We start from the raw sequence: 13076 nt of genomic DNA, 5'->3' as shown, positions 1-13076 counted from the left end.
TCCTATAATAACAATGTGATTTTATTGCGGATAACGTGCAAGCCATTTACAACATCTGCAGGAATATCCAAGTCCAAATACGTTGGGTCTTGGGCATTACGCTCAATCACCAAGCGAGATTTCCATTCGTCGACGTTTTCGATGATTTCGAGTTGCTCCATACGATAAAGCACATCAAGGATTTCCGACCGCACTTTGCGAATAACACGCTGTGTATTTTTAGCTCGTGGGAAACGTAAACGCTGACGAGTTTGGATTGCCTTACGCACATAATCTAAAGTACGAATAGTGGTTAAATCCAAATAACTTGGATCGTCGGTATTCGTCACTGATTTTGTATAAGTCGTAATAGCACGGCTAATCTGAACACGATTCACCACAACTTCAAGCGGACTTAGCCCATTAAATAAGGCTTGGTTTACCTCACTAAATAACGGCTTCTGCGAATCGTCTACCAAACTTAACCCCTTGACCTCAAGCGTATTAAGAGGCTTCGCAGGATCTTCCTCACCTGCAATCACAGCCCCATAACCTGCTGCAATCATCGCATTTGTTTCCGTACAACCCTTGTACCACGCAATAGAGATACGTTCAGAATTTAAACGAGAAGATAACGTTGTTCCTGTCGCAAAAGTACCACGCCAACCCATTACACCAATTCCTGCTTTATCCTCAATCGGATCGCTCATCAATTCCAAATGCTGGCGTAGTGCCGTTGCATTTTCTTCATCTGAAAATGGCGAAATAATCACGTTGTAATGCTTGCCTGCAACACTTGCTAACGCTGGTGCAATCTGGGCATTACGCTGACCTCCACCAAATGCAGTGACAGCAAGACTTAAAGTCCCAGCGGTGTGTTTAGCCGATAACATCAATTCGTTGCCAATTTCACCTTTACATTTGGTAGTCAATAGCAATACGCCATCACTTTCTGCACTTGCAACAACTTGACTATAACGAGAGGCATTAATCACAGCCACCAAACGAGTGACAATGGCAGTATTCGCTTCATTTTTTGCCACCGCAATTTCATAAGCCTCCCCACCGATAACAACACGCACCACACCAGCAATGCTTGCAGACCCTGTAAAAGTCACACGCCCTGTCGCAGCAACACCTGCAGAATGGTCTTTTAATCCAATAACCGTTAAGCGAATCAGTGAATTATTCTTAATAGCCTGACGCACCATTAAATGAGCTACAGAGCCAGCCCCAAATGCCTGTTCAGCATCGGTATCACTAAACACTTTGACAGGCAAGCTATAATTTCCTGTTGCTTGAGCCGTCATCGGAGCAACGATCAACACTTCTTGCTCATTCGTAGGCAAGGTGGTCACAGCGTCTTTATTATTGTATTCGGTATATACTCCTGGTTTACGAATACTGTTCGGGATTTTGTCAAAATCAACCATAATAATTCCCCCCTCCTATTTACTCTCTTTTTTAGGTTTATCTACACCAGTGACTAAGATTAAATCACCATCAGCGATACGACGCTGATAGTATATTGAGTTATCAACTTCCACCGGCTCGTGTTCGATATAGCTATGGGGGTGGTTCTCAAATGGCACTCGTACCCCATTAATTGCTTTTACTTTAATTTTCATCTTTTTCCTCCCTCACTACCGTCACTGAGGTAGTGGCGTTGTTATTTGACTCAAAAATACAATTATGCAACCCATTTAGCTCTTGGTATGGCTTATCAAGTTTGCCCTGATACTGCTTAAATAACTGTTCAAGCTCACTTATTCCCTCTGGAAATCTCCCATCCTCTAAAAAGCCGTTTTCGGTGTAGCTCATTTCAAACTCAATCGCAAAAGCAGAGATTTTCTCTTTTTTCACTTCCGCATTATTCCAAATGGTACGGATTCGCTTAGGTTGGATAGGTGACACCAATCCCCCTAAAGTTTGATTAATCAGCAAATACTTCACCGCACCAAGCAACAGATTTACGCCGACTTCTTGAGATGTTACGCCACCCACACGCCCCGCAACGGCGGAACGCATAGAGCGAGCCATTACCAACACAACAAAGGTATCCGTTGCTTGATAACGCTTACCCCTAGCATTGACTGAACGAGCATCAAAATCAGAGCCAGCGTAAGAAACCAAACAAGCAGGCAAACGGCGTACATCAAGCTGACTATCGTCAATTTCGCCAGAGTAACTCCCGACGGAATAAACCATCTTGCCAAGCCCAAGTCGCAACCGCTCAATCAATGCTTGCTCAATTTTAGTAATCATCGTTGGTCTCTCCCCCAAATACGATTACCGCCATTAAAAAACTGCACGCTGTTGTCGCCATTTGCCATATCCTCAACGGAGGATTCCTCAAGCCCAAGTGACACAATCCCTTTTGAGATATTCTCAAGCTCTTTTAAGCAAAATTTATAGCGATTTTCGACTTCTTCGGTCATTGTTACCGATGATTTACTGGTCAGATGATAACGAGCCAAATCACAACAAATGCGTGTCAGATTTTGTGGTACAGCCCTCAAAGGCAAGCGATAACGCCCACTCAAATAACCGTCAATTTGACTAGATGAATCTTTTAGAGCAACAACCAATAAGGCTTCATCAACAACGCCAAGCCCATCACGATCAGTTAGCTCTATTGATTCCCGTTCACCAATACGGACAACAAAATCTTCAACATCGGCATAGAGTGATGTTTTATCATCAAGTGCAGAAACCACACTTTTAATGTCGGCATACATCGCTACTTCTCACAAATTGGCACAAGCTCAAGATAAGGATCTTGCGAAAGTGCAATAATCTGCTCACCCGTTAAGGCATCAAACGGAATTTCCACTGCTTTATCTTTGGTAAAGCGATAACCGCAACGCCCATAGCTTGCTTGTGGGTGAATCGCCTTTAAGGTGATTTCAAAGGCAATCGGCTGAATTACCGCACCATCTGCTTTTGCATCTGCCACTTTTTCATCTGTTGCATTAGCTGAATCCGCAGAATCTGACTGTAACGAGTTCCCCGTTGTATCTTTGGTTTCATCTGCACCACCTTTTTCTAACTTAGCGGTTAGTTTTTCTTTTTTTGATTGTGCTTTTTTAGCCATATTTACCTCAGATTTAAGATTTATAAAGGGTGGGAAGTTCCCCACCCCACAATAACTACTCAACAATTTGAGCGCTCACAGCCACTTTTAACACGCCTTTTAACGGGTTGCTGGTGCCGTTAATCACATCGGCTTCAAACAGCTGACGGGCTTTGTACTCAAGTGACGGCGGAACAAGGATCACACTTGGACGGATATTCAAGAGCTTGTCACCATCGCCTTTTAACATACGCATCTTCGCCAACACATCCATCACCACATCAGCGGTTAAGTCAGACGATTCCACACGGTGAATCAGTTGCCAGAAACCAAAGCCAGCATTACCACGAGCACGCACACCCCACAAATACACATCTTCCATAAAGACTTTGTCGGATTTAGACGGATCAAACTTCGCTTCAATTTCAGGCTTAGTGCGTTCTTGCCAAATCAACGGCTTAATCGCATTAGTATCATCTAAAATATAAAATGCAGGTTTGCCTGATGCTGAGCCAGTGGTGACATTACTTTGCTGTTTCGCCACGCCAGTACCGTCCACATTCGGATAAACAGGGTGGTCAGTGTCAAAAAAGTTCTGCCCGTCATAACAAAGGGTAGATTTACCTTTTTTAAGCAACCCAAACACCAAATCATCAGGTAACTCCGCCGCACTTTGTCCTGCTTGTTGTACCACTGGCGTAAATAATCCCACTTGGTCATCTTCGATTTCAGTGCGTTTAATACCAACCGTCGATTCAAATAATTTGTTCTCAATGGTCATCCCTTGAGCTTGCATCTTCTGGATTTGACGCTCACCCACCCATTCACGCATTTTCGGGAATGCACCTAACCAACCATAAGTATTAGTCGCAGTTGATGATGCAATACGCATTGCAAGCATTTCCCACTGCGGTTTAATTAGACTTAAACCTGCTTTAAACTCTGTTTTAAATGCCGTATCTAACGCATTTAACAATTCTGACTTTTTAAATTTATCCATTACGCACCTGCCTTTTTATATTTTTCAACGTACTCTTCAGGGGTTAAACCTAACGCTTTTGCCCCAGCCATTTCCGCAGCCGACAACGCTACTTGTTGCGTCTGCTCGTTCGGGTCTTTGCCACCCGACTGCGTCCCCGCAAGAGCAGGGTTAGGCGACACCGTTGCCAAATAATCTGATAATGCCACCAGATTGTCTTTACCTAATTTTTCTGCCCACGCTTTCTGAGCCGGCAACAAACGCCCATCAGATAATGCAGTTTGAATTAACGCATCACGTTCTTTATCGTTAATTTGCTGTTTTAACTGGTTAAGTTCGGTTTGCACCGCTTGCAAATCGCTTAACGCCACAAATTCTGCAGGATCAGGATTGTTTACCTTCGCCGTTAAAGCCACCACCTGCTCCTGTTCTTTGGCAAGCTCTGCATATACATCGCTTAATGCCACTTGGCTGTCGCCTTTCGCTGCCGACAATGCCGTCAGCTTAGTTGTAATTTCGTCGTCCGTTGCTTGAGCTGACAAGCCAAACAACTTAATCAAAAGTTCTTTCATTTTGGAGTTATCCTCGTTAGGTTCTAAAAAGTGAGAAAACTGAGCAGACATTGCGACCGCTTCCGCCAAATTGTGTAATGCAGGGCGGTTGGTTAAAGCCGCATTTAACACCTTAATCACCGTACCCGACGCATCTGCCAAGAACAGCGGTGAAATATAGCGATAAACCCCATCTTTAATTTCAGTAGCCGCCTTAGATGTCCAACGCACATCAGCAAACAAGCCTTCGCCTGAAATATATTCCGCTCTCACAATCCAGCCTGCCGCAGGATTGCCTTTACCATTTTCTGCAATAAAGAGAGTTTGATGCTCATAATCAATCATCAGCTCAATGCCTAACTGATTGATCTCATCTGCTAATTGATAGCCGTTAGAATCTCCTACATAAAACGCCCCCTCACGTCCATCTTGCGGATGAAACCAACCAAACGGAAAAAGCTGAATACGCCCATTGACCTCTTTGGCAAGCTCAAAACTGCAAGCTATCGGATTAAGTTTGAATTTACGTTCCACAACGCACCTCATACAAAAAATTGAGGCTAGAGAATAAGAGATAAGAGAAAAGGAAAAACGAGGAACAACTTCCACACTAAAGGGAATTTGCAAATTTTTGAAAAAAAGTGACCGCTTGTATAGCGAAAGAGACACAACCCATTTTAAAACGTTTTAAAACCGTTTTAAATTGTTTTAAAAAATTTCGGACGATAAATCATACCAACAAAAACAAAATCGCCACTATGGGCGATTTAGGGGGATTTTAGACATTATTTTAAAATCGACTGCCAATAGTCCTGAACATCTTGCAAAATATCTTCCTCGTCCTGTGGTGTCAGCATTAAAAACGGACGGGCAGGAATTTCGACTTTATCAGTCATCACCCAGCGATCACCAATTTTAAAGACAAGGTATTTACCTTTTTTAGGGGTAATTACGCCGCCGAACTGATGAATAGCGGCATAGGCTTCATTTGTTCCCACAATCGCTTTATCATTATCAGAGACCTGTTGGATACTCCCTTTTAAATTACCCGAATCGTTTAAAGGTATGCCACTACGGTGGTGTATTCCCGCCCAAGATGGACGACCACCAGCTTCAAAATTGTCAAGCACCGCTTTTCGCATTGTGCCTGCAATATCACGCATTAATGGCTCACGGTGACGAGTAACCTCTGCCATCTCGTTTAAAATGGCAAGAATTTTATCGGCATTGTTGATTTTTAACTCAAGCATTGTTATAGTCCTTATATTAAAAGCCGTTAGAAAAGCGATGAATCTCGACGATCGCAAGCGATAGGTTGAAAAAGTACCTTGGACTGTGTGCAGGTGATTTCGAGCCCTGCCTAACGGCTTATTCGAATAACTTCATATTTTTTCATTTCTTTTTCTATCTGCTTCAAGCTAGATAGCCTAAATGACTCTGCAAACAATTCTCCACTAGAAATAAGATTTTTTACTACGACCATATACCAACGACTATCAATCTCTTTATAAAAATAAAGTTTATTCATTTTTTTATTTTGAATAGATTTTAAAACCCGATCAGCACCAAAAATCACATCAGGCATTTTAGTATATTCATCTAAGCCAAAATTTTGCCCTTCACGGCTATTAAATTGTTTGATTAATGTATCATCGGAAAGCCAAACAGTTCTCGCTGTAACACCCAATAAAATGGCGTTGCTTTCTTTAATGACACCGCTTGCAAATTTATATTCAAGTCGCAAATGATCTCGAATGGCATACATCAATTCATTACTGGCTTTTCCATCTAATCCTTGCAGCTTTTTAACTTCACTTGTTGCCTTTTCTAATCGTTCAAAAGCGTGTTTAAACTCAAACCCACTCATTTCAGCTTTAGCAAATTGATGAGCCAACTTTTCAGGATAAAGATCAAGGTTAGGCTTATAAGCTCGTCGCCCTAAGTTATAATCAAAACCACTATCTGCCGTCAGCACCGTTCCATCAGCCATTTTTAAGCCTATGGTCTTTTGCTTTACGCCTTTCTTCGGCTCAATTTCGACTTCATCTAATAGCTTAGAACCATCTGAAACCACTAGCTCTTTTCGCTCTAAATCACGCTCTTTTAGTGCATTAACAGTACAACGACAATTAAAGCCATTTGGTGGGTAAAATGTCGTCCAAAATGGATCGTCATAACGAAAAATTAATCCGTGCATAGATGCGTGACGTGGGCGAGTACGATTATCTAAGATAGCACTATATTGCCAATAAGGGCGATTATCGACATTATCCATTAGTTGTTGATACGTTTGAGCAGAAAAGGCAGCTTGCATATTCGTGCGATAAATCGTTTCAAGGCGACGGGGCGAACCAAAATATTCCCCCGTTTTCGGATCTGCAATAACATACTCTTTACGCTGTTTGTCGTAACCTGTAATCCAGCCCTTACGCTCAAACATTGCCATCACATCTTTCACCCAAGCATTATAAGGTTGCTTATTTCGCTTGGCTTCTGCCATTGATTCATAAATATTTGCAGTCATCTCAAGACTAGATAAATTTGCAATGCGTGAAGCTCTCGCTCTTGCAGAGTCACGCAAAGCAGGTTCATCTAAATGTTTCGAAAATGCCTTTTTACTTTCTAAAAATTCAATCGCTTTGTCAGGCGTTAAATCAAGGGCAAACTTAGCTGGCACGGCTCACCCCAAGCAATTCAGAGAGAAACATCGCCTTATTCAAATAATCAAAATGCTGTTTAGAATGTAATTTAGGGTAGAGTTCCGCCAGTTTCTCACTTGCTTCTTCAAAACTCCCACAACGATGTAACATTGCGACCACTTGTTTAATCATCGGATCAAGTTGAGCATTAAAATCCACATTCTCCAACGCTTCATCAAGCGAACTATCCAAAAAATCCTGCTCATCAAAGCCTGATTGTGTCGAAAATGCGTGAACTTTCCCCCCACACCCACAAGGACAATGAGGGGATTTCACAACCCTATCCGACAATCCGACCGCTTGTGTCGGCTGTGCTACACGCCCCAACACCGCTTCACCTTCTTGAACTTCGGGAATGCCTAACTTATCCCTTGCCCAATTTGCAGGGATTTGTAGCCCAATATCCACCAATTTCGGTAAACTCTCGGCAAACAACGCCAAATCTGCAGGTTCTTTGGTGTCAAATTCAAACGTCGGAATACGAGTAGGATCGACATTCGGGAAATTAATCAACAAATACGGCAAAATAATTTGCTGAGTAAATGTCTGCCCTAATTGCTTCACATCTGAAACTAACAAATCTCGTCGCACTTCATTGTGTACATTACCAAGGGCATTCGTTGAGCTTTTACCGTCTGCACCACTGGTCAGCGTTTGCCCCAAAATCAAACGAGCGATAGATTTTTCACACCAATCCACCATTTGTAAAAACGGATTATTGCCCGATGCTCCCCCAGCATTTGCCGCATTATGCAACTCAATACTCATTGATTCAGGCATAATTCCTGCCGCATTATGCCCGATCTCCGCTAATGCACGCTTGAGTGTTTGTTTCTCGTCTTTGGTTGCCCCTGCACCATATTTACCAATACGGATAGGCATTCCATACAACTCCAAAAACTCCGCAAAGTCGTGGATAGAGTAGTGCTTAAACATATACAGCCACGCAAGCGTACGGAACAAGTTATTGCGTGCTGCCTGTGTCGAGCGAGATTTGTGTGTATGAACCATCCACCCATAAGGGCGTAATGGTTCGCCAGTTTGATTTTGTGGGGTTTTAAGCAGTAAATTGTCTAACTTATCCCATTTAAACCACGACTGCGGACGGTGTATAAATGCATTCGGATACCACACCTTGCCATTAAATGCCCATTCAATTTCAAGGGCAGAAAAACCGTGACCAACAGCATCCATACAGTCAATAATCAAATCTTCGAGGTTGCCGATTTGATAAAACAACTCATCGACTTCATCACGCAGTTTTTCTTCCGCAGGTGTCGCATTGCGTGGGGCTTGTATCATCCAATCCACTCCCAATGCCGCACGCTTACGAGTCTGAATATTCGCAAAAATCGCTGAGTCACGCTCTTCAATATCCATAAATAACTCGTGCTGGGCGGTAATATCCCCATTTTCCGCATCATCAAAAATCTGCTTCATCTTCGCAGGGGTAATGAAATTGCTTGGGTGGTCTGATAACACCCGTCCCGTCGCTGTGATTTCGGCTAAATCGGTTTGTAAATTTGGGTTTTTAACGCCATTTAAATCGGGTTTTATATACTGTTTTTTCTTTTTCTTGCTCATAAATTATCCTACGATATAGGGACACACTGCGTGTGTCCGCCTGTCTTAATCTTTCACGGACACACGCAGTGTGTCCCTACCCGTCATTAATGTCGCCACTTACTCCGATATTCCCAATCTTCATCTTCTATCGACTCCCACTCAATCGGAGCTGAAGCCGTTACCGCATTACGCCACAACATCTCTAAAGCATCAGGGCCATCATCGTGATCCGCTTTCGGAAAATGTCTAAGCTGGCTCTCAAGGGTAGAGTGCGAGCGGTGGATTAAAATCAAACCGTTAGCGATATGCGGTTGCAAGCTCTCAATCCGCAACATTTTGTCGGTGTTAGGCTTAACCGCCATAGCTGGCACAGGCTTGCCACGTTGTGCCGAGCGTTTAACCAACTCCGTTGCCAAAAATTCCTGAAACTGCACCGTTTCTACAAACCATTTATGGCACTGGTATTGCGTATGTAGCCTAATCACATCTTCGATAATCAAATCAGGCAAACGCTTTTTAATTTGGGCTTCGACCACGTATAACTTACCGCTTGCACGGTGATACCCCCCAACCAAAATCGCCGACGGGTCACGGCTTGCCCCTGCTTTCCCCATAGACGGGTCTAACGCCCCAAAATAAATCAAGTCATCAGGCAACTCCGTCCAGTATTGCAAGCTGTTGGCAAAAATCGCATCATCACCGCTTACAGGGTCGTTTTGATATTCCGAATCAAAAGTAGCGTGTCCGTCCCTTGCCCGAATTTTCATTAACGCAAGAATAGGGCGAGCTTCCCACGACACCACCGCCCCTTTATCCATTTCCGCTTGATTTGCAAAATAAAACGCATCTGCGACCGCTTCCCCTTCGGTTAGGTAAAAGTTTTCCCATTTATCCCAAAGCACCATATTGTCAGGCATTTTTAAAACGGCTTTAAAATGGGCGGTGTTCCACGCTTTACTAGCAAGGGTGCGATTAAGTACGCTGTCGTAATGCAAAATTGTACCGATATAAATTACATCTAACTTGCCGTCCGCAGAGCCTAACGGCAGTACGGTTTTCTTAAGCCAATTATGCAATTTGTCACGCTGTTCAGGGTTGCGAACCTGTTCGTCATTCTCAATATCGTCCAAAATCACCAAATCAGGACGATAAGCCCCGTGGCGTAAACCACGCAATTTTTTGCCTGAGCCTGCCACTTGGACCTTCTGATTCGCCCGAGTAATGATTGTCCCCGACTGCCAAACACGCCCCACTCCTGAAATTTCAGGGAAATCAATGCGTAAACGTTGATTAAACTCAAGCTCTGATTTAATCGCTTCTAGCATAGGATAGGCTTGGTCGATAGAGTCCATCACTAATAGGGCGTAGCGTTTTTTCTGCGTAACCAAACACCAAAGCGTAGAGAGCTGAGTAACTATCGTGGATTTTGCTTCACCACGGGGAGCAGCAATCGCCTCAAGACAAGATTTTTCACTTGCAAACACTTTCGGCAGTCGCTCAAAAAGATAACGGTGCAGTTGAGATTTAGACGGGGAGCGAACATAGTGCGGAAAATAATGATTAATGAAAAATGCCAAGCCATTTACAGGGTCGGACACCTGTTTACGCCGTTCCGCCACCGCCTGCGGAGAATCGTCCCACCCATCAAAAGCGGCTTCGATTTTCGCTCGCATACTTTCCGCATACGCAGAAAGCTGTTGCAAAAACTCTTTACTTCTCATCATTTACCCCCAAAAAGTAGAGCGGCAAACAAAAACCATCCCCAGCCATTTTGCCCGTGGTAAGCAATAACACAGGCACAAATTAAACATAATGCAGACATTATTTCCCTTTCCTAAATGCTTTATCGACCACTTCGCCAAAATCACCCAGCACATCTAGAAAATCGCCGAATAAGTTTGGGTGTTTTTCTTTAATAAACTCGCCCAAAAGCTCTACCGTTTTCATTGCAACCGCAAGCTCTGACACATCAGGTAAAATTCGCTTACTCGCAGCGGTCATTTTGGTAAAACTGTCTGCCAACACAGAAAGCAAAGCGACTTTCTCTTTTGATGATAATTCAGGATTGTCTTTTAACTCTTCCATCGTGGCACGGTATTGCAAAATAAACCCCGTCAGCAAACTTTGAGAGAGTTCATCCATCTCACCGCCAGCCATAACCTGAGCATCTCGAACCTTATCCCAGTCATCGCCTGCCTTTTCCGCTTCGGTCTTCCAACGGCGAGCCGTATTAAAGGACACGCCCGCTTTTTGTGCCGATTGTTCAAGGGTAAAACGCTCAAAAACATAATAACGGCGAACATAAGTCTTCACTTTCGGATCGTGAGCCATTTAGCCCCCTAGTTTTAAACGGATCAGCTCAAAACCAATAGCTGCCAAGCCACCACCCACACCGCCAGCAATCACTGCATCACGGCGATTTTTTCGAGCCATATCATCAACTAATTTTTTTGTGGCGTGGACTTCTTTCTGCAAGGCTTCAATTCGCTCATTTTGCGAATCAATCTTTTCATTTGCTGACGTAACCGCCTCTAAAATCAGGTCTAATTTTTCCGAATCTGTCTGTTTTTGCTTTCTGCGACTCATTGCTTGTCCGCCTTTTTATCTAATTTTTGATTAACTTCTTTTAGTCCTTCCAAAATATCATCTAGCTTCTCTTTTAAGCCCTTATTGACTTCTTGAGCCAGCTCCTTTGATTGATATTTCTGCTCAATTTCTTGCTTCAACTCTTTAACGCTTTGCTCATTGCGGTTAATGCGGTCAAAAATCACCTTGGCACTAAAAGCAACAAGGGGAGCAACCACAAAAGAGACCAACATCTGAAACAGCTTCTCATCAATCATAACGCCCCCGTTTTGCTCGACCGACAGGGGATTGATTGCCTTGTTTGACTGCCATTTTTAACAAATCACGACGAGTTGCCACAGCTGGCTTCTGTTTTCTAAAAACACGCTCACGCCACCAGCTACGGAGCTTTTTGAATAGTCTTACCATGACAAACCTCCTCATAGGTCAGATTGTGTGCCAGCACTTGACGCTTCGTCTCCGTCGTATCCTGACGACTTGGGTAAATCAGCCCGAACGCCGTGCAACCTGTCGTCGTCACGGAAGTAACCGTGGGCGTGCAACTGCTGGTCAACAACGGAAGCATTGCTACGCTTAACATCATCGTGATTTTTCTGCTTAATTTGTGCATTTTTGATCTCCGTTTTTTGAGCCTGAATTTTGCTCGCTTGTTGTTGATTTTCTGCTTGTAACTTCCGATTACGCTCTTCAGCCTTTTCAACTTTTAACCAAAGCCAAAACAAGGCACAGGACGCAAGAAATAAAACAAGAGTAACTATTTTTACAGTCATCATTCGCTTTCTCCTTGGCGTTTACCGCCTATTGCATTAGCAAACCCTTTTGTTGCCACGCCACCACCGCAAAATAAAGCAAAAACCGTAAACAACTCCGCAACATTGGCACGGTCTAAATACACCGAATAAGCCAAAATCCCAGCCATTAGCAACGCCCCGAAAAACTGAATAAACGCCGTCGTTGATAAGCGTCCGTTATCGTTGGTAATTAATTCTTTAAATTTCATTTTTGTTCCTCTATATCATTCCCCCTCTTTGACAAAGAGGGGGTTAGGGGGAGATTTATCTAAATAAATGCCCCACATTCACAATTTCTTCACTATCCAACCATTCCCACACATCAAAGCAAGGGCAATCTTTCACCCACTCATTCGGGGCAATAGTGCCATCACCATTACGATCAGGACTTAAATCCCGATGCCCATAAATCTTCGCATTCGGGTATTTCGCTTCAAGCTCACGCAGTAAACGGTGTAATGCGTGCCATTGTGCTTCAGTAAATTCAGCGTGATTTTTACCATTAGCCGTAATACCGCCCACCACACAAATCCCGATAGAGTGGAGATTGTGCCCCTTGACGTGCGCCCCCATTTCACCGACCTGACGACCCGTTTCAACAGTTCCGTCCACATCAATCACAAAGTGATAACCAAGGTGTTCAAGGTGAGAATTAAAGGTTTTCACCGCCCCCGCCAGTCGCTTAAAGCCTCGTTGCTTATGCCAACTGTCAATCACTTCAGCAGATGATTTGCCCGATTGCTTTAAACTTTTACCATTACGAGTAGCGGAACAATGGATTACGATTTTTCTAATAGGAAAGGTCATAAAAAAAGCCTCTTTAAGTGATACTTAAAGAGACTTTAAAGAATT

General features: G+C 43.4%; 18 protein-coding genes. All 18 read right to left on the bottom strand.

The genetic code is table 11. The annotated features are described in order from the left end of the window. Positions 1–2: 2 nt before the first annotated feature. The 18 genes from J1G47_RS05260 to J1G47_RS05175 all read right to left on the bottom strand — a co-directional run bounded on the left by J1G47_RS05260 (position 3) and on the right by J1G47_RS05175 (position 13031). Positions 3–1412, bottom strand: a complete 1410-nt coding sequence (locus tag J1G47_RS05260; RefSeq protein WP_005711907.1) for a phage tail sheath subtilisin-like domain-containing protein — start codon at positions 1410–1412, stop codon at positions 3–5. A gap of 15 nt (positions 1413–1427) precedes the next feature. Further along, positions 1428–1607 (bottom strand): DUF2635 domain-containing protein, encoded by a 180-nt coding sequence (locus tag J1G47_RS05255; protein ID WP_005711909.1) that lies wholly within the window; start codon positions 1605–1607, stop codon positions 1428–1430. Beyond that, entirely contained in the window at positions 1597–2244 is a 648-nt protein-coding gene (locus J1G47_RS05250; protein ID WP_207326669.1) for a DUF1834 family protein, read from the bottom strand. The genes J1G47_RS05255 and J1G47_RS05250 overlap by 11 nt, the downstream gene beginning before the upstream one ends. Then, positions 2241–2717 (bottom strand): gp436 family protein, encoded by a 477-nt coding sequence (locus J1G47_RS05245; protein ID WP_016057773.1) that lies wholly within the window; start codon positions 2715–2717, stop codon positions 2241–2243. The genes J1G47_RS05250 and J1G47_RS05245 overlap by 4 nt, the downstream gene beginning before the upstream one ends. Before the next feature lie 2 nt (positions 2718–2719). Beyond that, positions 2720–3073 (bottom strand): transcriptional regulator, encoded by a 354-nt coding sequence (locus J1G47_RS05240; protein WP_207326670.1) that lies wholly within the window; start codon positions 3071–3073, stop codon positions 2720–2722. Positions 3074–3128: 55 nt separating this feature from the next. Further along, positions 3129–4052, bottom strand: coding sequence for a Mu-like prophage major head subunit gpT family protein (locus J1G47_RS05235; protein ID WP_016057771.1), 924 nt, complete (start codon positions 4050–4052; stop codon positions 3129–3131). Beyond that, positions 4052–5128, bottom strand: coding sequence for a phage protease (locus J1G47_RS05230; RefSeq protein ID WP_207326671.1), 1077 nt, complete (start codon positions 5126–5128; stop codon positions 4052–4054). The genes J1G47_RS05235 and J1G47_RS05230 overlap by 1 nt, the downstream gene beginning before the upstream one ends. Before the next feature lie 239 nt (positions 5129–5367). Then, positions 5368–5832 (bottom strand): phage virion morphogenesis protein, encoded by a 465-nt coding sequence (locus J1G47_RS05225; protein ID WP_207326672.1) that lies wholly within the window; start codon positions 5830–5832, stop codon positions 5368–5370. A 110-nt stretch (positions 5833–5942) separates the two neighbouring features. Next, positions 5943–7259: a phage minor head protein gene (locus J1G47_RS05220; RefSeq protein ID WP_207326673.1), complete on the bottom strand. Its 1317-nt coding sequence runs from the start codon at positions 7257–7259 to the stop codon at positions 5943–5945. Beyond that, positions 7249–8865, bottom strand: coding sequence for a DUF935 domain-containing protein (locus J1G47_RS05215; protein ID WP_207326674.1), 1617 nt, complete (start codon positions 8863–8865; stop codon positions 7249–7251). Before J1G47_RS05215 ends, J1G47_RS05220 begins: the two co-directional genes overlap by 11 nt. An 86-nt stretch (positions 8866–8951) precedes the next feature. Beyond that, complete coding sequence (gene terL / locus J1G47_RS05210) at positions 8952–10568, bottom strand: phage terminase large subunit (RefSeq protein ID WP_207326840.1); 1617 nt, start codon at positions 10566–10568, stop codon at positions 8952–8954. Positions 10569–10668: 100 nt separating this feature from the next. Then, positions 10669–11178, bottom strand: a complete 510-nt coding sequence (locus J1G47_RS05205; protein ID WP_021115430.1) for a DUF1804 family protein — start codon at positions 11176–11178, stop codon at positions 10669–10671. Next, positions 11179–11433, bottom strand: coding sequence for a hypothetical protein (locus J1G47_RS05200; protein WP_160420074.1), 255 nt, complete (start codon positions 11431–11433; stop codon positions 11179–11181). Continuing rightward, positions 11430–11690 (bottom strand): hypothetical protein, encoded by a 261-nt coding sequence (locus tag J1G47_RS05195; RefSeq protein WP_005711935.1) that lies wholly within the window; start codon positions 11688–11690, stop codon positions 11430–11432. Before J1G47_RS05195 ends, J1G47_RS05200 begins: the two co-directional genes overlap by 4 nt. After that, entirely contained in the window at positions 11683–11841 is a 159-nt protein-coding gene (locus J1G47_RS05190; RefSeq protein WP_016528482.1) for a hypothetical protein, read from the bottom strand. The genes J1G47_RS05195 and J1G47_RS05190 overlap by 8 nt, the downstream gene beginning before the upstream one ends. 11 nt (positions 11842–11852) lie before the next feature. Then, positions 11853–12206, bottom strand: a complete 354-nt coding sequence (locus J1G47_RS12100) for a DUF2681 domain-containing protein (protein ID WP_042905515.1) — start codon at positions 12204–12206, stop codon at positions 11853–11855. Further along, positions 12203–12433, bottom strand: coding sequence for a DUF2644 domain-containing protein (locus J1G47_RS05180; protein WP_005711941.1), 231 nt, complete (start codon positions 12431–12433; stop codon positions 12203–12205). Before J1G47_RS05180 ends, J1G47_RS12100 begins: the two co-directional genes overlap by 4 nt. Before the next feature lie 55 nt (positions 12434–12488). Continuing rightward, complete coding sequence (locus J1G47_RS05175) at positions 12489–13031, bottom strand: N-acetylmuramoyl-L-alanine amidase (RefSeq protein ID WP_207326819.1); 543 nt, start codon at positions 13029–13031, stop codon at positions 12489–12491. Between the last annotated feature and the right edge of the window lie 45 nt (positions 13032–13076).

It is taken from the genome of Glaesserella parasuis (assembly GCF_017352235.1).
Classification (GTDB): domain Bacteria; phylum Pseudomonadota; class Gammaproteobacteria; order Enterobacterales; family Pasteurellaceae; genus Glaesserella; species Glaesserella parasuis.
This window is presented reverse-complemented; position numbering and strand designations above follow the sequence as displayed.

Excerpts from the sequence above, each read along its gene's own strand:
- J1G47_RS05245 (WP_016057773.1), bottom strand. The coding sequence starts at position 2,717 with ATGTATGCCGACATTAAAAGTGTGGTTTCTGCACTTGATGATAAAACA.
- J1G47_RS05205 (WP_021115430.1), bottom strand. The coding sequence starts at position 11,178 with ATGGCTCACGATCCGAAAGTGAAGACTTATGTTCGCCGTTATTATGTT.
- J1G47_RS05240 (WP_207326670.1), bottom strand. The coding sequence starts at position 3,073 with ATGGCTAAAAAAGCACAATCAAAAAAAGAAAAACTAACCGCTAAGTTA.
- J1G47_RS05200 (WP_160420074.1), bottom strand. The coding sequence starts at position 11,433 with ATGAGTCGCAGAAAGCAAAAACAGACAGATTCGGAAAAATTAGACCTG.
- J1G47_RS05180 (WP_005711941.1), bottom strand. The coding sequence starts at position 12,433 with ATGAAATTTAAAGAATTAATTACCAACGATAACGGACGCTTATCAACG.
- J1G47_RS05190 (WP_016528482.1), bottom strand. The coding sequence starts at position 11,841 with ATGGTAAGACTATTCAAAAAGCTCCGTAGCTGGTGGCGTGAGCGTGTT.
- J1G47_RS05175 (WP_207326819.1), bottom strand. The coding sequence starts at position 13,031 with ATGACCTTTCCTATTAGAAAAATCGTAATCCATTGTTCCGCTACTCGT.
- J1G47_RS05255 (WP_005711909.1), bottom strand. The coding sequence starts at position 1,607 with ATGAAAATTAAAGTAAAAGCAATTAATGGGGTACGAGTGCCATTTGAG.
- J1G47_RS05260 (WP_005711907.1), bottom strand. The coding sequence starts at position 1,412 with ATGGTTGATTTTGACAAAATCCCGAACAGTATTCGTAAACCAGGAGTA.
- J1G47_RS12100 (WP_042905515.1), bottom strand. The coding sequence starts at position 12,206 with ATGATGACTGTAAAAATAGTTACTCTTGTTTTATTTCTTGCGTCCTGT.
- J1G47_RS05225 (WP_207326672.1), bottom strand. The coding sequence starts at position 5,832 with ATGCTTGAGTTAAAAATCAACAATGCCGATAAAATTCTTGCCATTTTA.
- J1G47_RS05215 (WP_207326674.1), bottom strand. The coding sequence starts at position 8,865 with ATGAGCAAGAAAAAGAAAAAACAGTATATAAAACCCGATTTAAATGGC.
- J1G47_RS05250 (WP_207326669.1), bottom strand. The coding sequence starts at position 2,244 with ATGATTACTAAAATTGAGCAAGCATTGATTGAGCGGTTGCGACTTGGG.
- J1G47_RS05230 (WP_207326671.1), bottom strand. The coding sequence starts at position 5,128 with ATGAGGTGCGTTGTGGAACGTAAATTCAAACTTAATCCGATAGCTTGC.
- J1G47_RS05195 (WP_005711935.1), bottom strand. The coding sequence starts at position 11,690 with ATGATTGATGAGAAGCTGTTTCAGATGTTGGTCTCTTTTGTGGTTGCT.
- terL (WP_207326840.1), bottom strand. The coding sequence starts at position 10,568 with ATGAGAAGTAAAGAGTTTTTGCAACAGCTTTCTGCGTATGCGGAAAGT.
- J1G47_RS05235 (WP_016057771.1), bottom strand. The coding sequence starts at position 4,052 with ATGGATAAATTTAAAAAGTCAGAATTGTTAAATGCGTTAGATACGGCA.